18 protein-coding genes, 1 tRNA gene and 1 pseudogene are annotated in these 20,155 nt (G+C 48.9%); 13 read left to right on the forward strand and 7 right to left on the reverse strand.

Features of this window, described 5'->3' with window-relative positions; all coding sequences use genetic code 11:
* Nucleotides 1-57 precede the first annotated feature (57 nt).
* The 9 genes and pseudogenes from AC8GE9_RS00185 to AC8GE9_RS00225 all read left to right on the forward strand — a co-directional run bounded on the left by AC8GE9_RS00185 (nt 58) and on the right by AC8GE9_RS00225 (nt 9,010).
* Nucleotides 58-933, forward strand: coding sequence for a carbohydrate ABC transporter permease (locus AC8GE9_RS00185; protein ID WP_506676275.1), 876 nt, complete (start codon nt 58-60; stop codon nt 931-933).
* On the forward strand, nt 930-1,790 hold the full coding sequence (locus AC8GE9_RS00190) for a carbohydrate ABC transporter permease (RefSeq protein ID WP_506675114.1): 861 nt from the start codon (nt 930-932) through the stop codon (nt 1,788-1,790). The genes AC8GE9_RS00185 and AC8GE9_RS00190 overlap by 4 nt, the downstream gene beginning before the upstream one ends.
* The gene (locus AC8GE9_RS00195) at nt 1,787-2,641 is read left to right on the forward strand and encodes an endonuclease/exonuclease/phosphatase family protein (RefSeq protein ID WP_506675115.1); all 855 of its coding nucleotides are present in this window, start codon (nt 1,787-1,789) and stop codon (nt 2,639-2,641) included. The genes AC8GE9_RS00190 and AC8GE9_RS00195 overlap by 4 nt, the downstream gene beginning before the upstream one ends.
* 219 nt (nt 2,642-2,860) lie before the next feature.
* Complete coding sequence (locus AC8GE9_RS00200; RefSeq protein ID WP_506675116.1) at nt 2,861-4,234, forward strand: CmpA/NrtA family ABC transporter substrate-binding protein; 1,374 nt, start codon at nt 2,861-2,863, stop codon at nt 4,232-4,234.
* 2 nt (nt 4,235-4,236) lie between these two features.
* The gene (gene ntrB / locus AC8GE9_RS00205; RefSeq protein WP_506675117.1) at nt 4,237-5,079 is read left to right on the forward strand and encodes a nitrate ABC transporter permease; all 843 of its coding nucleotides are present in this window, start codon (nt 4,237-4,239) and stop codon (nt 5,077-5,079) included.
* Nucleotides 5,080-5,099: 20 nt separating this feature from the next.
* On the forward strand, nt 5,100-5,900 hold the full coding sequence (locus AC8GE9_RS00210) for an ABC transporter ATP-binding protein (protein ID WP_506675118.1): 801 nt from the start codon (nt 5,100-5,102) through the stop codon (nt 5,898-5,900).
* Between the two features lie 65 nt (nt 5,901-5,965).
* Nucleotides 5,966-6,409: a cyanase gene (gene cynS / locus AC8GE9_RS00215; RefSeq protein WP_506676276.1), complete on the forward strand. Its 444-nt coding sequence runs from the start codon at nt 5,966-5,968 to the stop codon at nt 6,407-6,409.
* A gap of 102 nt (nt 6,410-6,511) precedes the next feature.
* A pseudogene (locus AC8GE9_RS00220) lies at nt 6,512-7,747 on the forward strand (hydantoinase/carbamoylase family amidase); the annotation flags it as partial.
* Between the two features lie 15 nt (nt 7,748-7,762).
* A complete protein-coding gene (locus AC8GE9_RS00225) occupies nt 7,763-9,010 on the forward strand; it encodes an ArgE/DapE family deacylase (protein ID WP_506675119.1) in 1,248 nt (415 codons plus the stop codon).
* Here the strand turns inward: AC8GE9_RS00225 and AC8GE9_RS00230 are convergent.
* The gene (locus AC8GE9_RS00230) at nt 9,007-9,873 is read right to left on the reverse strand and encodes an amidohydrolase family protein (protein WP_506675120.1); all 867 of its coding nucleotides are present in this window, start codon (nt 9,871-9,873) and stop codon (nt 9,007-9,009) included. The genes AC8GE9_RS00225 and AC8GE9_RS00230 overlap by 4 nt on opposite strands.
* A gap of 162 nt (nt 9,874-10,035) precedes the next feature.
* On the opposite strand from AC8GE9_RS00230, the gene AC8GE9_RS00235 reads away from it, so the two are divergent.
* The 3 genes from AC8GE9_RS00235 (at nt 10,036) to AC8GE9_RS00245 (ending at nt 12,855) form a co-directional block, all read left to right on the forward strand.
* A tRNA-Met gene (locus AC8GE9_RS00235) sits at nt 10,036-10,112 on the forward strand.
* A 332-nt stretch (nt 10,113-10,444) separates the two neighbouring features.
* Complete coding sequence (locus AC8GE9_RS00240) at nt 10,445-12,382, forward strand: S8 family serine peptidase (protein ID WP_506675121.1); 1,938 nt, start codon at nt 10,445-10,447, stop codon at nt 12,380-12,382.
* Between the two features lie 17 nt (nt 12,383-12,399).
* The gene (locus AC8GE9_RS00245; RefSeq protein ID WP_506675122.1) at nt 12,400-12,855 is read left to right on the forward strand and encodes a hypothetical protein; all 456 of its coding nucleotides are present in this window, start codon (nt 12,400-12,402) and stop codon (nt 12,853-12,855) included.
* Between the two features lie 126 nt (nt 12,856-12,981).
* On the opposite strand, the gene AC8GE9_RS00250 is transcribed toward AC8GE9_RS00245, so the two are convergent.
* Complete coding sequence (locus tag AC8GE9_RS00250) at nt 12,982-13,746, reverse strand: bestrophin-like domain (protein WP_506675123.1); 765 nt, start codon at nt 13,744-13,746, stop codon at nt 12,982-12,984.
* Nucleotides 13,747-13,966: 220 nt separating this feature from the next.
* On the opposite strand from AC8GE9_RS00250, the gene AC8GE9_RS00255 reads away from it, so the two are divergent.
* On the forward strand, nt 13,967-14,389 hold the full coding sequence (locus AC8GE9_RS00255) for a GNAT family N-acetyltransferase (protein ID WP_506675124.1): 423 nt from the start codon (nt 13,967-13,969) through the stop codon (nt 14,387-14,389).
* A 60-nt stretch (nt 14,390-14,449) separates the two neighbouring features.
* Here AC8GE9_RS00255 and acdA read toward each other — a convergent pair whose 3' ends face one another.
* The 5 genes from acdA to AC8GE9_RS00280 all read right to left on the reverse strand — a co-directional run bounded on the left by acdA (nt 14,450) and on the right by AC8GE9_RS00280 (nt 19,973).
* On the reverse strand, nt 14,450-15,652 hold the full coding sequence (gene acdA, locus AC8GE9_RS00260; RefSeq protein ID WP_506675125.1) for a 3-sulfinopropanoyl-CoA desulfinase: 1,203 nt from the start codon (nt 15,650-15,652) through the stop codon (nt 14,450-14,452).
* 22 nt (nt 15,653-15,674) lie between these two features.
* Nucleotides 15,675-16,856, reverse strand: a complete 1,182-nt coding sequence (locus tag AC8GE9_RS00265) for a CaiB/BaiF CoA transferase family protein (RefSeq protein WP_506675126.1) — start codon at nt 16,854-16,856, stop codon at nt 15,675-15,677.
* 103 nt (nt 16,857-16,959) lie between these two features.
* Nucleotides 16,960-17,481: an energy transducer TonB gene (locus AC8GE9_RS00270; RefSeq protein ID WP_506676277.1), complete on the reverse strand. Its 522-nt coding sequence runs from the start codon at nt 17,479-17,481 to the stop codon at nt 16,960-16,962.
* Nucleotides 17,482-17,722: 241 nt separating this feature from the next.
* The gene (locus AC8GE9_RS00275; protein ID WP_506675127.1) at nt 17,723-19,210 is read right to left on the reverse strand and encodes a M81 family metallopeptidase; all 1,488 of its coding nucleotides are present in this window, start codon (nt 19,208-19,210) and stop codon (nt 17,723-17,725) included.
* Between the two features lies 1 nt (nt 19,211).
* The gene (locus AC8GE9_RS00280; RefSeq protein ID WP_506675128.1) at nt 19,212-19,973 is read right to left on the reverse strand and encodes a TSUP family transporter; all 762 of its coding nucleotides are present in this window, start codon (nt 19,971-19,973) and stop codon (nt 19,212-19,214) included.
* Nucleotides 19,974-20,155: the final 182 nt, after the last annotated feature.

Consider the following 20,155-nt stretch of genomic DNA (forward strand, 5'->3'; position numbering starts at 1 on the left):
ATCGGGCGCGGCCATCACCTATGTCATGACATGGTTGTGTTGGCCGCTTCCTCAAATATGACAGTTTCTTCGCGTCACATCCACGCCTATTTGTTGCTCTTACCAGCCTTTGTGTTTCTGGTTGGTTTTACGCATTATCCGGCGCTGGGTACCTTGATCGATAGTTTGATGTCAACGCCCCGTGCCGGTCGCTCGGCTGTTTTTGTAGGGCTTGAAAATTATCAAGTGATGAACGAGGACCCCAATTTTTGGAAATCCTTGTTAAACAATCTATGGTTCGCGCTCGCAACCATTCCCATTTCAATTGGACTGTCGATTGCGATGGCGCTTTGGGTGAATGAAAAAATTGCGGGTCGTCAGTTTTTACGACTATCGTTTTTTTTGCCAACAGTGTTGCCCATGATCGCCGTGGCCAACATCTGGATCTTTTTCTACACACCCGGCTATGGTTTGATCAACCAGGTGCTTGGTGTGTTCGGGTTTGCCAGCCAGAATTGGCTCGGTGATCCTCAGTTAGCCCTCGGATCCGTCATCGTTGTTGCGATCTGGAAAGAGGCAGGTTTCTTTATGATTTTTTATCTTGCGGCTTTGCAGACTCTGAGCCCGAGCTATCAGGAAGCGGCACAAATCGAGGGGGCGAGTCGCTGGTATTTCTTTCGTCGTATACAGTGGCCCTTGTTGATGCCCACCACGATTTTTGTACTGGTCAACGCCTTGATCAATGCTTTTAGAATGGTCGATCACATTATTGTGATGACAAAAGGCGGACCTGACAATGCGACGTCTTTATTGTTGTTCTACCTTTACGAAGTAGGCTTTAGTTTTTGGGATCGTGGGTATGCCTCTGCATTGACGGCAGTCTTGCTGTTGATCTTGGCTGTTGTAGGCTTGTTGCAGTTCTTTTTGCTTGATCGTAGGACGCATTACAGATGAGCGCAGTCTCCATTAATCCGATACTCACGCGTCGATCATCCACTGCCTTGGGGCAGCCAGCCGGACTGCTGTCGACGCTTGGCGCCTGGGTTCTCGCCCTATGTTGGATTTCGCCGTTGCTATATGCATTTTGGGCCGCGATCCATCCCTCCGAGTTTGCCACCAAGCTCATTTGGAATGCTCCACTCACGTTTGATAATTTTGTCGCCGCTTGGGAGGCCGCACCATTTGCACGTTATTTTCTCAATACGACCATGCTGGTGACGATGATTCTGCTGATCCAGCTCGTGTTATGTACACTTGCAGCGTATGCGTTTGCGCGCTATGAATTTTGTGGCAAAAACATATTGTTTTCAATGATGCTTGTTCAGCTGATGGTGATGCCTGAGATTTTAATTGTCAGAAACTATCAAACCCTATCTCAGCTAGGCTTGGTGGATACGTTATTTGGTATTGGTCTGCCTTATTTTGCCTCGGCCTTTGCGATTTTTTTATTGCGACAGACATTTAAGACTATTCCAAAAGAACTCGTTGAAGCCGCGATGATGGAGGGTGCGACCGCTCTGCAGGTCCTGCGCCACGTCTATATTCCTTTAGCTAAACCAACCTATCTCGCTTTTGCATTGGTCTCGGTCAGCTATCACTGGAATAATTTCCTCTGGCCTCTGGTCGTGACCAACTCTGTTAAATCAAGACCCTTGACAGTAGGCTTGCAAGTATTCTCCTCTAGCGATCAGGGCATTGACTGGTCCATTATTACGGCGGCTACATTGCTGACCTCTGGGCCATTATTATTGGGATTTTTGATTTTTCAACGTCAGTTCGTGCAGTCTTTTATGCGGGCGGGTATCAAATGAAAATTCTGACATGGAATGTCCAGTGGTTCAAAGGGCTCGACGGAGTCGTGGATATCGAGCGGGTCTTACATAAAGCCCGGGAAATCGCAGACTTCGATGTGCTTTGTATGCAGGAAATTAGCGTTAATTACAACGCCCTGACGGGTCAAACGGCAGCCGACCAAGTGGCACGCCTGCGCGTCTTGATGCCTGAGTATGAGGTTGTTTTTAGCCCCGCTATCGATGAGTTATCTGCCTGTGGAACCTATCGCCAACAATTTGGTAATGTCATTGCCTCCAGGCTGCCTGTTCGTTTAGTAGAGCAAGTGTTATTGCCTGATCCCAGTCCCTCAGGTGAAAAAAATACACCAAGTATGCGACGCGTGTGTCTAGTTTGCACAGTGCAAGCCCCCTGGGGACCTGTGCGTGTAATGACCTCTCACCTAGAGTATTACAACGCCACAGCGCGATTGGCTCAAGTGGCTGCCTTGCGCGACATCCACCTTCAGTCATGCGCTCTGGCTTCCCGTCCGCCAGAGGCACTTCCTGACAGTCCTTATCAGGCCAAGCCTTATACGATGGATGCTCTTCTGTGTGGTGACTTTAATTTTGAAACTGAAAGTGTCGAGCATTCAAATATGATCAGCCCCGGCGAGAGTGGGGCATTGATGAATGCATGGAGCGCCGTGGCACCAGGTCAGAGCTATCCCGCCACCTTCCGTATTTTTGATCGCACTTACGGGCCTGAGCCGGTGGGGTGTGATTTTTTCTTTGTCAGTCCCTCCCTCGCGCCTCGCGTGCAAGCCTTGTCTGTTGATGAGCAGACGCAGGTGTCCGATCATCAACCAGTGTTATTAACGCTGCAAAACTAGTTTGGGCATCTTTCTCGTGCGTTCGAGCACAACAATGGTGTTTGAGCTTCATCACAGTGCCTAATTTTTGAGCATTAGCATGGGCTGCACTACTATGGTGCCCCTAAGCTCATCATGCATTGAATAACATGACCCATAAGCGTTTATCCGCGTGACTTAGATGCTGGCACGTATTTTGCTTGAGTCCCTGTAACGAGTTTCTACACAGGGGTGCTCATCATGTCGATATTCTCCAATCCGTTTGATTCCAAGCTTCGTTTGCGTTGTTCGTGTGGTCAGCATGCTTCTGAGGCAGAGCATGAGACGAGTCATTCAGCATTGACTGAAATGCGTGATCGATCCTCCGCGGGGCCGGGTGATCGCGTGGTCGAACAAGCTGTGATGCGGGCAATGTTTCCGCAAGACGATATGCGCCGAAGATTTTTGCAGGCGGTCGGTGCTCCTACAGCCATAGCGGCGATTTCTTCGGTCTTTCCAATGGCTTTTGCTAAAGAAGCTTTTGCACAAGGTGGGAAGTTAGAAAAGATCAATCTGAAAGTTGGCTTTATTCCGATTACGTGCGCGACTCCCATCATCATGGCCGATCCCATGGGCTTTTATAAAAAGCAGGGGCTCAATGTCGAGGTCGTTAAAACAGCAGGCTGGGCGGTGGTGCGTGATAAGGCGCTCAACAAAGAATACGATGCTGCGCACATGCTCTCGCCGATGCCACTTGCCATTTCAATGGGAGCAGGTGCATCTCCGACACCCTACACAGTACCTGCGATTGAAAATATCAACGGACAGGCGATTACGCTGGCCGTCAAACATAAGGGCAAGCGCAACCCTAAAGATTGGAAAGGCTTTAAGTTTGCGGTGCCCTTTGACTATTCAATGCATAACTATCTACTTCGTTACTACCTTGCTGAAAATGGCATCGATCCAGATCGTGATGTCCAAATTCGTGTGGTGCCGCCGCCAGAGATGGTCGCGAATTTGCGTGCCGATAACATTGATGGATTTTTAGCTCCGGACCCTGTGAATCAGCGCGCAGTTTTTGATGGTGTGGGCTTTATCCATATTTTGTCCAAAGAGCTTTGGGACGGACATCCATGTTGTGCGTTTGCGGCCAGTAAAGAATTTATGACTGCGAATCCTAATACCTATAGTGCGTTATTGCGTGCGATTGTCGAAGCAACGGCTTACGCACAAAAAGCTGAAAACAGAAAGGAAATTGCCGCTGCCATTCATACTCCTAATTATCTAAACCAACCATTGACGGTAGTCGAGCAAGTCTTGACCGGCACGTACGCCGATGGTTTGGGTAACGTCAAAAAAGTCCCAGATCGTATTGGATTTGACCCAATGCCTTGGGAGTCTTTTGCAGTCTGGATCATGACGCAGATGCAACGCTGGGGGCAGGTCAAAGGCGAGGTGGATTATCAAAAAATCGCACAGGATGTATTTTTAGCAACTGATGCTCGTCGAGCGATGGAGCAAGCTGGTCTGGCTGTAGCTGCTCCTGGCAGCAAGAAAATCATCGTGATGGGCAAAGTGTTTGACGCAAGCAAACCCCGGGAGTACCTCAATAGCTTTGCGATCAAGAGGGTTTGACGATGATGGGTCATGAGCGTTCGAGAGCCTTTGTCTTGTCGGCATTAATCTTGGCGATTTTCGTGATGTTTTGGCAAATCGCGACAATGCCGACTCAAGGCGTTCAAGTGGTCGATGAGGAGTACGCCAAGCTAGTTGGTGCAGCTGCGGCGACTGGTCAAAAATCTACCTTTCCGGGCCCCCTTGATGTCGGGGCCAAACTGTTAGAGCACTTGTCGGATCCTTTTTATGATCGTGGAGCAAACGACAAAGGCATTGGTATTCAGTTAGCGTGGTCTGTTTCGCGCGTAGCGCTTGGTTTTGGGTTGGCCGCACTCGTTGCCATTCCACTTGGATTTTTGATTGGGATGTCTCGATTGTTTTTTCAGGCGCTTGATCCGTTTATCCAAGTGCTCAAGCCGATCTCTCCGCTTGCCTGGATGCCACTTGCCCTATTCACGCTCAAAGACTCTAACGTTTCAGCTGTATTCGTCATCTTCATTTGCTCAATTTGGCCGATGTTGATCAACACTGCTTTCGGCGTGGCCTCAGTGCGTAAGGAGTGGATGGAAGTCTCACGCACACTTGAGGTGAGTCCGCTGCGGAAAGCTTTTTTTGTGATTCTCCCAGCTGCGGCGCCCACGATTATGACAGGGATGCGAATTTCCATCGGCATTGCATGGCTTGTGATCGTGGCCGCCGAGATGTTGGTAGGCGGGACCGGGATTGGATATTTCGTCTGGAATGAATGGAACAACTTGTCGATCGCGAATATTTTGGTGGCGGTCTTGATGATTGGCCTAATTGGCATGTTGCTTGATCTCTGCTTTGCACGATTACAACGCGCTGTGACGTACAAAGATTAAGTATTAGGAGAGTAAACACAATGCAAAATTTTCTGCAAGTACAAGGACTACGTAAGGCTTTTCCTGACGTGAGTGGGGCAGGTGAGCTGGTCGTATTTGATGATGTGAACTTCACGATTGATCGTGGCGAGTTTGTTTGTATTATTGGCCATTCAGGTTGTGGCAAAACGACGATTTTAAATGTGCTGGCTGGGCTCGAGTCACCTTCTGATGGGCACTCTTTTATCGATGGTCGTGAGATCAGTGGTCCGAGCTTAGATCGCGGGGTGGTCTTTCAGTCTCATGCCTTGATGCCGTGGATGACAGTGCGCGGCAACATCGCTTTTGCGGTGCGCTCTAAATGGCCGGACTGGTCGCGTGAGAAAGTCGATGCGCATGTCCAGCAGTATATCGATATGGTTCACTTGACAGGCTCAGAGGAAAAAAAGCCCTCTCAACTGTCAGGTGGGATGAAACAGCGTGTCGGTATTGCTCGTGCATTTTCGATTCAACCGAAAATGTTGTTGCTTGACGAACCCTTTGGTGCGCTCGATGCGTTGACGCGTGGAAATATTCAGGATGAGCTTGTCACGATCGTTCGCGGAACACAACAGACAGTATTCATGATTACGCACGATGTTGACGAAGCGATATTGCTTTCTGACAAAATTTTCCTGATGAGTAATGGTCCTCGTGCTGTCTTGGCTGAGATAGTCACCAATCCTTTGCCTAAGGATCGTACGCGCGCAACGATGCACCATGATCCCAAGTTTTACGAAGTGCGCAACCATCTCATTGACTTTCTGGTGCATCGGTCCAAGACCTATGCAACCGCCGCATGATTTATTTAAACGTTCTGTTCATTCATTAGGAGAAATAAATGGTTTCAAAAACAATGGCAAAACCGATGACACGCGAGGATGTGACGGATTTGATTTATTCGGCAAAGGTGCAAAAGGGACTCAAATGGGCGGATGTTGCCAAGAAGCTCAAGCTTTCAAAAGAGTGGACGACTGCCGCCTGCATGGGTCAGATGACCCTCACAAAAGCCCAAGCACTTGTGATCGGCAAGACCTTTGATCTACCCACTGAGGCCATTGCCTTGTTGCAGGTTGTTCCTTATAAGGGTTCCTTGCGTAGCTCAGTTCCGACCGATCCGCTGATCTATCGTTGGTATGAAATCGTGAGCGTCTATGGCACCACAATCAAGGAATTGATCCATGAGGAGTTCGGTGATGGGATTATGAGCGCGATCGACTTTTCCATGGATATCAAGCGCGAGCCTGACCCCAAAGGCGACCGTGTCAATGTGGTTTTATCGGGAAAGTTTTTACCCTATAAGTCTTACTAACTGCTGAAAAACCGACCCAGTCCAGATTAAACTGTAAAACTTGCCTGTAGCTAACGGGCACAGTGTTTCTTACAGGAACTGGACATGGCGGTTTTACAAAAAGTCGGTCAGGAAATTATGCAGTGGTCTGAGCGCTTGGCTCAGCACAGTGAGCCAGCTTGGGCAGAAAAGGGTCAGTTGACGGTGACGTATCTGACTCCAGCCCATCTGGCTGTGGCATCAGAACTCAAGGCGCTGATGCAAGAAGCCGGGTTCGATGAGATTTCGGTTGATGCCGTCGGTAATGTTATAGGCGTTTATCATGGAGACACGAAGAACTCTGCGTCGCTGCTGACAGGTTCACACTACGACACTGTGCGTAATGGCGGCAAGTATGATGGACGTCTGGGCATTCTGATACCCATCGCAGTTGTGAAATCCCTTTCTAGCCAAAAGCGACGCTTGCCCTACGGGATCGAAGTCGTCGGCTTTTCCGAAGAAGAAGGTCAGCGGTTCCGCGCAACCTTTTTAGCCGCTGGGGCGTTAACAGGGAGTTTCGATCCCGAGTGGTTGACTCAGCGTGACGCCGACGGCATTTCAATGGCTGAGGCGATGAAGGTGGCGGGCTTGCCTGGTACTCTGGCATCCATCCAGACGATTAAACGTGACCCGCACAAATATCTCGGCTTTGTCGAGGTACATATCGAGCAAGGTCCGGTGCTCTGCGAAAAAGCTCTCCCACTGGGTGTGGTGACTTCGATTAATGCAGGTGTCCGTGCAAGCTGTAAAACAATTGGTCTGGCGGGACATGCCGGTACAACACCGATGTCGATGCGCCAGGATGCGATGTTGGCGGCGGCTGAGATCAGTCTGATGGCTGAGCAGCGTGCGCGTGCTGACGAGGGTTCAGTGGCGACTGTCGGACAGATTCAAGTGCCTGGTGGTTCGATTAATGTGATCCCGGGTGAGTGCGTCTTTACCTTGGATATGCGCGCGCCCACAGACCCTCAGCGTGATGCGTTGGTGGCTGATATCGTCAAGGAGGCGCACGCGATTGCTGCGCGCAGACAAGTCCAGTTCGAATACTCTGAGGTCATGCGCGCGAGTGCTGCGCCTTCGGACCCTGCTTGGCAGGCCCGCTGGGAGAGGGCGGTCGCTTCCATCGGTCAGCCTGTGTTCAAACTGAACAGTGGTGCCGGTCACGATGCTATGAAAATGCACACCATCATGCCTCAGGCGATGTTGTTTGTGCGCGGTGGTAATCGTGGCATCAGCCACAATCCTCTTGAGATCATCACGGCCGAAGACGCAACGCTCGCGACGCAGGCTTTTGAAGCCTTATTAGATCAAATCAACTAATCACAATCCAACAACATGAAGAACAACAATCACGCCGAACTCTATGCCAAGCTCGACCAATGGATCGATGCGCACTTTGACGAACAAGTGAAGTTTTTGCAATCGGTGATCCAAGTCCCAACCGATACGCCGCCAGGCAATAACACGCCGCATGCGTTGCATGTTGCCAAGCTCATTGAGACCTTTGGAATGCAGGCTGAACAGCATGTTGTGCCGGAGGCTGTGGTTCGCGAGGCCGGATTAGAGTCGATTACCAACCTGATCGTCAAAAGGCAGTATGCGGACGGTGGCAAAGTCTTGGCACTCAATGCACATGGCGATGTCGTGCCTCCGGGCGATGGTTGGACACATCCACCCTATGCTGGCGAGATTCATGAGGGACGTATTTATGGTCGTGCCGCAGCTGTAAGCAAGTGTGATTTTTCGACATACATCTTTGCTGTGCGTGCGCTAGAGTCTCTCGGTGTTCCTTTAAAAGGTCGCATTGAGCTTCAGTTCACGTATGACGAAGAATTTGGCGGCGAGTTGGGCCCTGGCTGGTTGCTTAAAAACAATCTCACCAAGCCCGATTTAGCGATTGCTGCGGGCTTTAGCTATCAGATCATTACAGCGCATAACGGCTGTTTGCAGTTCGAAGTAACCGTCAACGGAAAAATGGGTCACGCAGCCGTCCCCACCTCAGGGGTCGATGCCTTGCAGGCTGCAGTCAAGATCATGAACGCTTTGTACGGCCTGAATGAAACCTACAAGTCCGTCAAGAGTCAGGTTCCAGGCATTAATCATCCCTATCTGAACATCGGTTTGATTCAGGGTGGTACCAATACCAATGTGATTCCTGGAAAAGTCGTCCTCAAGCTTGATCGCCGGATGATTCCCGAAGAGGATCCCGCCCAAGTCGAGGAAAGCATTCGCGCGACGATCGACGCAGTTTGGAAGAAAATCCCGGGCATTACTGCTGAAACCAAGCGTATTTTGTTGGCGCGTGCGCTCAAGCCTCTGCCAGGCAGCACCGAACTAGTCGAGGCATTACAAACCCATGCGGAACAACAGTTTGGTGAAAAAGTGCCTGCTTGCGGTACACCGCTTTACGCAGATGCGCGCTTGTATTGCGAGGCGGGTATTCCCGTCGTGTTGTATGGTGCGGGTCCACGCACTGTCGAGGAAAGTCGCGCTAAACAGCCCGATGAGCGTTTAGAGCTCGAGGATTTGCGTCGGGCGACGAAAGTCATCGCCCGAACCTGCCTCGATATGATGACAACTTAGGCTGAAAAGCGGTAAAGCTTTTGTGGGTTATCCACCATCAGTTGCTGCAGTAGCGCTGGCTCAGGTGCGATCTGTGCCAGCGCATTGACCAAGACACCATCGTCTGGAATATGCGTATGGTTGGGGTGCGGCCAGTCCGAGCCCCACACGCAACGATCTGGGTAGGTCGTCACAAGGTGTCGGGCAAAGGGAATACCTTGTTTGTAGGGGGGGGTTGCATCGATGCGATCGATGCCGCTGACCTTGACCATAAAGCCGGGTAGTTCCAAGAGTCGACAAAATGCTTGAAAGTGCGCATGCTCCAAGCCAAGCGTGGCATCAACGCGACCCATGTGATCCATGACGACAGGCACGGCGGATTGCTTGAGCAACGGCATCATTTCTTTGGCATGCATCGCGTGTAGTTGGAGCTGGAGGTGCATGCCCAAAGGTTCAAGGCGGCGGGTCAGGGCGATGACTTGTTCGGGCGTGTAGTCAATCTTGTAGCCTGGCATAAAGTGAAATCTCAGTCCGCGAAAGCCCACAGAGGCCAGACGCTTGAGTTCTGTGTCACTCGGATCGACAGGTGTGAGGGCGACGCCTAGATATCGCCCCTCGGCAGCCCGCATGGCATCCTCGACAACGCTATTGTCAAAACCATGCAAAAGTGTGTTGACGATGACACAGCGTTCGATACCTAGTTTCTTATGTAGGTCAAACAGGGTTTCCTTGGGGGCATCTGCAGGGGTAAAACCACGGCTCTCCGCATAGGGGAACTTATCATTTGGACCGAAGACATGAACGTGCGAGTCCGTGGCGCCGCGAGGTAGCTTAAAAGTAGCGGGGCTGGGGTTGTCCAAGTAAGTCTTGATGATTTCTGACATCTTGTGTCTCTGATATGAGAATGATTGTTTGGGATATGTTTCAAGGCTATTTTTACACAGCCCGAGATTGTTTCGCGCATTGGCTAAAAAAAGCAGAGTCTTTAAAAAAATGCTAGACTTTCGCCTCTCAGTTAGAAGTCAATCAGATTTCTGACTGTTTGGGGCGCATTAGCTCAGCCGGTTAGAGCGACGGAATCATAATCCGCAGGTCCCCTGTTCGAATCAGGGATGCGCCACCAGTAAAATCAAGGGCTCTACCCGGCTCTACCGGCTCTACCCCAGGATCAAAAATAGACAAAACCCACATGAGAATTCTCTGTGGGTTTTTGTTTGCCTGACTCTTTCATCTTCTATGTATTCATGGGTATGTCGTACCAAATCATACCTAAAGGGTGTTCGAAATTATCAGAGTACAAGTGACTATTGTTGCGAGGGTAAACCACTACTGTTTTCAATATAGATTTACTCTACTGTCTTGACAAATAATTGCAACATCTCCCAGCTGTCTTAGTATCTTGCTGAGCCTATTGCCTCAGATTTCGAACACAATACAATTCTTAAGGATAAAAGAATGAGAAGCATTCCTGGTTTAGCGCTTGCAATCTTGACAGCTGCTCTGATAAGTGCGTGTGGAGGAGGCGATAGCACTTCTTCCTGTAATGAAACTGGGCCTTATGCTTGTAAAACGGGTGCCACTGAACCTTTGTATACCTATCAATGGGCATTAAATGCTGCGCAAAGTTTCTTTGCGGGCTATCCCCTGGTTGCCAATGGCTCGACAGACTTAAATGTGGAGGCTGTTCATGCCCAAGGTATTAAAGGGCAGGGCGTTAATGTGATGGTCTTGGACGATGGTCTCGAGATCAATCACATTGATCTTAAAGCCAATATCAATCCTGCAATGACATGGAATTTTCAAACCAATACGCCTGATCCGACGCCAACCGATTCAGATGATGCTCATGGCACTAATGTTGCTGGGATGATTGCGGCCGTTCAAAATGGTATTGGTGTGATGGGCGTCGCCCCTAGGGTGACGCTTGGTGGTGCGAAATTAATTGGACTTTCAAAAGGTAAAGTAGCAAATGTGGTTGAGGCCTATGGTGGCGCCCTTTGGTCCAAAAATACAGATGTATTTAATGCGTCATATGGCATAGCCCCAACTACACCCCCTGATTACAATCAGACCTCTTCAGGAAACGCGGCGCTTCAGAGTTTTCCCAATCTGCGTCATGGTCAAGGTGCCGTGATGGTCAAGAGCGCTGGCAATGATTACAATGGTGTCAGGGAGGAGGAGAACGGTAGTGCCTACATTGCTTCTTGTCCAAAATTCGATTACCTGGGTGCTTCGCATAGTCTAGTTAGTTGTGATAATCCATCATCTGATACAGCAAATCTGGAACTACCGGTTATTGTCACCGCGGCGGCAAATGCCATGGGATACAAGTCTAGCTACTCTTCTGCGGGCTCTGTCGTCTGGTTAACGGGTCTTGGAGGCCAACTTGGCGCGCTTGGTGATTATGGTGAGGCGGGTAGTGCTATAGATGATCTAGGCCCGCAAATCTACTCAACCGACTTAATGGGTTGTGATCGTGGTTATAGCAAGAATGACGAATCTCCAGATTCCAAATCACAATTTGTGATCGGCGGTACAGCCATCAATAAAGAAAAAAATCCAAGCTGTGATTTCAACCAAATGAATGGCACCTCATCTTCAGCGCCCACTGTGACGGGAGTTGTAGCATTAATGTTAAGCGCTAATCCCAAGCTTGGCTGGCGTGACATTCGTGACATTCTGCGCAGAACAGCCCGCCAGATAAACCCTGATTATGGTAACCAGGATTACCGCAATTACCAGGTCAATCTCACGTTAAATCCTACGCTATCAGACAGCACGAGCACAGAATTATCTGATGGGTCTTCGGCAGCAAGAATTGATTACGGTTGGCAAACTAATAAAGCAGGGAATAAATATTCAACGTGGTACGGTTTTGGTTTGGTTGATGCGACAGCTGCAGTGAGTATGGCTAAAGTCTATACCGCCTATAAGCCCACTCAGCTCGTTGTACCAACATGGTCAGAAGGCATTTCAGGTAGCGAGGTTATGTATGGCAAGGTGAAAGAGCTTGGAAAGTTTAGCGTTGATAGCGAGAAGGCAGTAGACATGATTCAATTGAGTCTTGCCGCCAGCCAAAGCGTCAACAATATTGAAAATAATGTTTGTATGGGCAGTGTCGGTGTTTTTCTAAAATCCCCACAGGGCAGCGTCTCTGTATTAAGCACACCCTACAATGTTTTTTACGGCAAAACTAGACATCCTGCAGATACACGCGATGGCGGCAAGATTGGTCCAGATTCAACTTATGTCTTGGGTTCGTATGCCTTTTATGGAGAGAGTTCTAAGGGTGAATGGACAGTTTATGCTGTGAGCGGGACGCCACTGATTACCTCCGAATGTACGGTAAACCCCAAGCTCGATGTGACTTATCGCATCTTTAACGCAGAATGATTAAAGGATTGCATATCATGTACAAAAAATTAATTGTTATCGCGGCATCAATTGGATTAGGACTTTCGGGGTTGGCTCATGCACAAAGCAATTATGTATTGGGTACAACGCTGACGCCAGCGCAGATTAGTGAGTTAGGCACACTCAAATCTTTTACTGTTGGCAAGATGACCTATCGTATCCTACCTGGTGGACAGGGGGTAAGCACCTTTGTCATTAACGATCAAGGAAAGCTAGGCATATGCAATGGAGAAGTTCTCATTTCAGGAGTATCTACAGATCAGGCAAAGAACGCACTGAGCGCATATCAATCTTCGATTGTTACGACAACAGTCTACGACAGCCTTAAAATGGTGTCAGCTAAATTTAGTAGTCTGCAGGAGGCTGCCAATGCCCGCAATGAATTAGCGACGACCCTAGTTGGAGCTACGGTAACCTTACCTATTACCTTTAACCTACCTAAAGTGAGATGACCTTGTCCCAAAAAACTTTGGGTATTCAAAACTAGAGTAATGTCGTTTTTACAGCGAACTCCCAGGTTGGTATGGGTAGGCTAGTTCTTCAAAAGTCAGCAGTGCCAGTCAATGAATGAAAGCTGATTATTGGATCAGAAGATAGGCTTTATTGGATATAGAAATCACCCCAATATATGGGCTACTAAATGTTAAAAAAACCAGGCAAGTTGGAATAAGAACTGTAGCGGTTGCAATGAACATTGCCACCACTAAAGACTTTGGTTTTGCTGCGTGAATAAATGCAACTGTGAGTAGAACAAGTAAAGCGAGTAATAAAATTCCGCTTATCCGTAATGGATGAACATCAAACGATGCATAGGCCAAACGGATACTGCGAGCGTTATTGACGGTCTGAAAGGCATTCATTAGCACCTTCGCTTCGGCATTATTGTTCAATTGATTAGCAGCCTTGAATAAATCAGAACGCATCACTACAAATTTTTCTATCGTCTCTGGGGCGTCTTTTTTGTCTGACGTTAGTGTTTGCCACTCTTCATCAACAACAGATTTTGCGTATATTCGAGTCGCATTGACTAGATTGTTATCTTTTAGCTCCGGAATCGTACTGGCAAGGCTAATGATTTGAATAAGTCCCTGACTTTCAATCTTGATGGATTGTGAAGCGATGTTGTAGTTTTCCCAAATTGAGGTGCCCATCAAGGCAGTGGATAAGGAAAATAATACAGCTGGTAAGCCAAAGAAAGGAGCCACAACGCCCTCGTACTGCAGCATCAATGGCCGAGTTTTTGGCGATAGAAAAATGCGAGTAATGATGACCGCAATAGCGATAAATACAAAAATAATGAGCAGAACTAACGTGATTTCGTCGTCAGCATTTATGTTTGGCATTTTGACAGTACCGTTTATTTGAGTTGGTAATTCCCGCCGATTGATTCAACAATACCATCAATGCCCCACTATTTTATGAAAATTTCGATGGTCTACGACGGGGATACCTCGTGAGAAATTCCCGACGTTCTAAGTAAACTATGCTACCTTAAGTGATCTAGGGTCGTTGAGGGTTTGTGAATGCAGAACCTTATCTTTTGCACTAGTAGGAGGTGTTCTGATGCGCATCGAACTTTCTGAGGCAGAGCAAACTCCGCTCGAGGCCGTTCTGTTCGCCGGGTTAATGGGTTTTAACGGCCCTTTTATCGGCCCACATGTCTACAAGCCGCTGCGGCTGATGGTCTTTCGGGACGGCGAGGATGTCCCTGTCGGCGGCATCCACGGCCATTACCTCGCCGCCTGGCTTTATATCAAATTATTTTACCTGCCTGAGGACTTGCGTCGAGGTGGCCTTGGTTCGCAGCTGATGCAACAGGCTGAAGATGAAGCTCGAGCGCGTGGCTGCGTCGGCATCTACCTCGATACGTTTAGCTTCCAAGCGCGGCCCTTTTACGAAAAGCTGGGCTTCACCCTGTTCGGCACCATCCCCGACATCCCGCCAGGCCATTCCCGTTACTTTATGATGAAACGTTTCGAATCATAATCTGCTGGTCACCTATTTGAGTTAGGGATGCGCGATTACATCATTTTTAACCCCCCCGTTTTATTTTCCGATGGGGTTTTTCACATAACCATCACGCGTTTGTGGAAGTTTTGCACCTAGGATGGCACTGGCGACTTGTGTTCGCAGTATCTGAGCCGTTCCACCAGCAATCGTAAACATTCGCGCATCACGCACGTGCCGTTCAGCAGCGAACTCACGCGAGTAACCACTAGACCCAAAGAGTTGCAGTGAATCATTGGTGACTTTAATGGCGGTCTCCGCGGCAATGATCTTGGCTTGGGCGGCTAATTTTAAATCTGGGAAGCTACCCACCGGCACATTGGCTGCGCGATGAAGCATGAGCCGTGCCGCATCAAGAGCAATAGACATATCAGCAATCATCCACTGCAATCCTTGAAACTCAGCAATCGGTCGGCCAAATTGTTTGCGCTCTTTGCTGTATTGCACCGCTTCCTCAAATGCACCCACAGCGATACCAAGCGCCACAGTCCCCGCACCCACGCGTTGCGCGTTGTATGCGTTCATGAGCGCAGCAAAGCCTTTGCGTAAATCACCGAGCGGCTTTAACGCCATCGATTCATGTACTTCTAGGTTGATAAAGTCTACGTAGGTTTCAGGGATGCCACGCACACCCATTGCGGGGGTACGTTTAGCGATCACGAGCTCTTTGGGTTCGTTGCCATCACGTACAACGATAAAGCCACCAATGCCTTGCTCAATACCATCTTCAAATACGCGCGCAAAAATCAGGTGCAAGCGTGAGACGCCGCCACCAGTGATCCAGTATTTTTGACCAGTGATAATGTATCGATCGCCCTTTTTGTCGGCGCGTGTGGTCATTTCACTCGCAGCACTTCCGGCATTGGGTTCAGAGATACAGATGGCTGGTTTGTCGCCCGACAGCACACACTCTGCGGCAATCTTCTTTTGTTCTTCGGTGCCGTAAGCCATGATGGCGCCGATTGCACCCATGTTGGCCTCAACCGTGATGCGACCCATGGTTGCACAGGCTTTGGCCATCTCTTCGATCACGAGTGTCGTTTCAAGGTAACCAAGGCCCCGACCGCCGTAGGCTTTTGGTACAGTCATTCCCATAAAGCCTGCTGCATTAAGCTTTGCAATGTTGTCCCAGGGGTACGCCTCGGTGGCATCAGTTTGAGCTGCGGTAGGTTTGAAAACTGTTTCCGCCAATTCACGTGCTTGGGCCTGGATGGTGAGTTGTTCGTGCGTCAGAATAGTCATTTTGGATCGTTTGTCTATGGGTTCAATGTTGTCCGAGCCAGTCATGCAAAATCTCTTGTTCGTGCTGGTTGCGAACGGGCGGTGCATGCCGATACTGTACAGGTGTTTCAGAGAGTTTCAAGGGGTTGGCGATCAGGCTCACTTCCCCCGAACCTGCAAGGGGGTGGGGCATCCGTACCTCGGCACCGCGATGTTGAAGGTGCGGGTCATTGAAAACTTGCTCAAGGTTATTGACGGGCCCGCATGGCACACCTACTTTTTCGCAGGCAGCGAGCCAGAAAGCACGTGATTTCTTTTGAAGAGCAGCCGTGACGATCTCTACCACGGCCTGTCGATTCATCACGCGAGAAACGTTCGTCGCGTATTTAGGGTCTTCGGCAACGGAAGCAATGTCCGCAATTTGACAGAGTTTTCTAAATTGGCTGTCATTGCCTGCAGCGATAATGATGGGGTCATCGGCGGTCGGAAAGACTTGATAAGGCACGATATTTGGATGTCCGTTGCCAAGTCTGACCGGATTTTCGTTGGAATTGAGATAACTCGTACCGGCATTAATGAGCCATGACACTTGTGTATCGAGGAGCGATACGTCAATTTGTTGGCCTTTTCCTGTTTGGTCTCGGTGGCGCAAGGCTGCTAGGATGCCTACGGTTGCATACATGCCGGTCATGACGTCAGCAATCCCGACACCCACCTTGATAGGTTGACCTTCAGGTTCGCCAGTCAAGCTCATGATCCCGCCCATGCCTTGAATCAGGAAGTCGTAACCAGCGCGCGTGGCGTAAGGACCGGTTTGACCAAATCCCGTGATTGAGCAATACACCAATCGAGGAAACCTTTCTTTGATTTGATCATAGGCAAGACCATAGCTGCTCAGTCCACCTACTTTATAGTTTTCAACCAAGATATCGGCATTTTCCAGCAAGCGCATGATGAGCATTTGGCCTTCAGCGCTTGCAATGTCGATTTCGATTGATCGTTTGTTTCTGTTTGCACACAAGTAATAAGCGCTTTCTGACGTGGGCTTGCCGTCAGCATCTTCAACGAACGGAGGACCCCACTTGCGAGTGTCATCACCTTCGCCTGGCTTTTCAACTTTAACAACGTCAGCACCCAGGTCACCCAGAAGTTGGGCTGCTGAAGGGCCCGCAAGGATACGAGAAAGATCCAACACGCGTATGCCTGAAAGTGAAGAGGGGGTCATTGCCAACTCCATTAAAACATTTTGTTTTTTATGATTTCGATAGTATCGCGGTTTCAAGTACGACGTGCAACGCGGACTTGATGCCGCCTAGTCTCTGCATGATTTACTCGAGAACAAAGTTAATAGGAATATTGACCCACATTTTTTGATGTTGATGACCTTTTTTCCCCGGGATAAAACGCCATTTCAGTACGGTTTCTAACGCAGCCCGATCCAAGCGATGATGGCCACTAGATTGGTGAATAACAGCTTGAGAGCTTCTGCCCTCAATATCGATTTCTACTGCTAAAACAACTTTTCCCTGCTCGCCTCGACGACGACTTAGTTTCGGGTAGGGCGGTGGGGGATTGTGTAAGTGCTCAGCATGGGTAATGGGCAGTGTCAATGCATCTTGGTTTTTAGTGCCCAGACTGTTTGTGCTTGAGCTTTTTGTGATGACGTTAGTTTTGCGAGATGTTGAGGTTGTAGGTTGTTGCTCGATCGAGGCGATGGGAGCGGAGATCGCTTCGGCTGATGTAGAAGTTGATGTTGATGTTGATGTCAGTGCCGATATCGTTTGGTTTGAGTTTTGTGAGGAAGTAGGTGTGGGGTCCTGCACTTCAATGAGAAATGATTCAAGCAGCATCACAGTCTCACTTTTCGATCCCTTTTTGGAAGGGTATCCACCCATTGAGATTATGATTGCAATGTGAACACATGTAACGGCAATAAAACTTCCCGCACTAAAACTGCGGGAAGTTTGCCTGTTACGGTTTAAGACGAGCATGGAATGCGTTGTTGTTGATTCAAACAACGCAATCTATCACAAATGAGAATGATTATTATTTAGCTTGATGTATTCTTACATTTGCTTACTTTTTAGTGTACTAAGACCACGTCGTATTCTCATCAAACGGGTATACGGGGCGCGTGAGTTTTGTATATGGGAAGCGGGTATGGTCAGCACCTGTGACACCACCGCCATCGCATTCCACCAGTGCTTTGGCGATCGGGACAAATACAGGTCTACAGTACATGCGTGACTTGAGCAAAATAAATCGATGACTTGGAGCATCGATCCCGATATGGGAAAAGATCCCCAGGTCCCAGTGTTCTTGTGGCGTTTCAGTAATCATGACTTTGGCTTGTGGCAAATCTAGACAAACGGTACGTCCCATATGGATACGTTGCCCCGTGTAAGTGGGGCCTGAGACGACATATTGCCCATCAGAGATTGCGGAAACGACTCCTGTGAGAGGGCGTAGCGGGTGCGTGACACCGAGTTGCGTCAGAGGAACTTTGTCGCCGACCTGTAGTGTCACCGTGGCACGAAGTCCTGCTTTGATAAGCTGATCGACCGCCTCTGGATCGCAAATTGGTCCTACAACAATATCCTCAAGCCCTTGTTTGAGGGCTTCGTGTAGCACATTCATGTCGTCGCAAGTCCCTCCCGACATGCAGTTATCACCATGATCGAGCAGCAGTACAGGACCTGTGCCAGGTTCATTCGCAATTGCTTTGGCGCGTGTAATAGAAGTTGCGAGAGGTTCATTTTTATAAATGAAGTCACTACGTCTGGACCAAATAAACTCGGCAATGCGTTGCGCAACTTCATCAGCGGCTTGGGCGTCATTGTCGCTCACCACAACAACACTAATACAGGGTGCTGCAATGTCTGCGAGTGGAAAGCCAGCAAGCACGGAAACGCCAAGCATGCCCTGGGCTTCGGCGGCACGCGCGAGCTCGACCGCTTCGTGCATGGGCCCGATGTCGGTTCGGCTACAGAGTGTATTGAGCGTCAACGGCAAGCGTCGCCAGGCGAGTCTGGGTTTGATGCGTTGATTGATCATATCAACGAGCAAGCGGCCTGCATGCGCACCGGTCTCATACATGTCCACATGTGGGTATGTTTTAAAGCTAATGACGATATCGCTGTTGTTAATAATCTTGTCCGTCATTTTTCCGTGTAGATCGAATGCGACAGCAATCGGAGCATCAGGAAGTACAGCACGGATACGTTCTAGCAAATCGCCTTCGCCGTCTTCGGAGTTTTCTGCGACCATGGCGCCATGTAAATCGAGTGCGACGGCATCACAGCCCTGTGCGGCGGACACAATGGTGTCGCACAAGTGGGTATACGCTTTGGCACAGACGGTGCCGCTAGGGTTTGCGGTGGCGCTACAGGCAACGACCACTTCATGACCCGCTTGCTCCAGCACATCGATATAAGCCGCGATACCCGTTCGAGTATTTTTAGAGGCTTGGTAAGCTTCTTGGCCATAGAGAGGGCCATCATCGCCAAAGGATTTTAAAGGCGTGGCAATAGGAGAAAACGTATTGGTCTCGTGATTGAGTCGTGCAACAAGAATTTTCATATTATTCCAGTATGGTCTTAAGCGATGAGTAAATCAGTCCCAGTCCTGTTGCGAGCAGCAAAGCCGTCACGATGAGTTGTGCAACTCTTCGGCTTAGATTGATCGGGTACTTGAGTTGTATCAGCGTCGCGATAGTAATTGCGGGAAAAGCGATGGCCGAAAGGATGATGGCATTCAGTGTGAGTTCGCCTGTGAAAAGAGCGATCACAAGTCTAGCCGCTGAGGTCAGGCCAAAAATAATAAAAAGGTATTGACGAACAAGCTCTGTATCGAGAGGTTGACTATAGAGATGATAGACCAGGGGTGGACCTGGCGTAGCAAACATCCCACCGAGAATTCCCGTCAAAAACCCAGCGATCCAGGTCGAGGACTTGCCCGAGGTCTTGCGTGTGTTTGTGTTGATCAAAAAGAGAGCGATTGCTGATGCAAAAATTGAGAGGCCTAAAATCAGTCGCAGTGTATTGATACCATTATCCGTAAACCAAGACAGAGAAATAAAGCCCAGCACTAGGCCGACCATGCTGCTGATCAACATCGGTTTCAAGAGTGGTCCAAAGGAAATGCTTGGAGATTTACTGAGGTAAACAAGATTGTTGACGATTGATAGGATGCAGGCAATGTTGGCCGCATCGGCGATCGATATGATTTGTAAGGCCCCTGTTAGGCCAACCAAGATCAAACCGAAGGCAAATCCCGTTAAATTTTGACAAAATGCGGCAAGTAGGGCGATCAATATAAAAGAGGCATACTGCAGGACAGACATATTTTTTAATTCCAAGGTTCCTGACCCGATCGGTCAAGGATAAATTTTTATATTGATCCAGACTTTAAACGATTCTGTCGCTGTTTCTTGAAGGAAAGGCTCCCGTTAAAGTGAAAAAATAGTTAGATTTGGAAGAAAATACGAATTAATGATATTTTAAAAAATAATTGAATAAAAATTGC

The sequence above is a fragment of the Zwartia lucis genome (genome assembly GCF_965234455.1).
GTDB lineage: Bacteria > Pseudomonadota > Gammaproteobacteria > Burkholderiales > Burkholderiaceae_B > Zwartia > Zwartia lucis.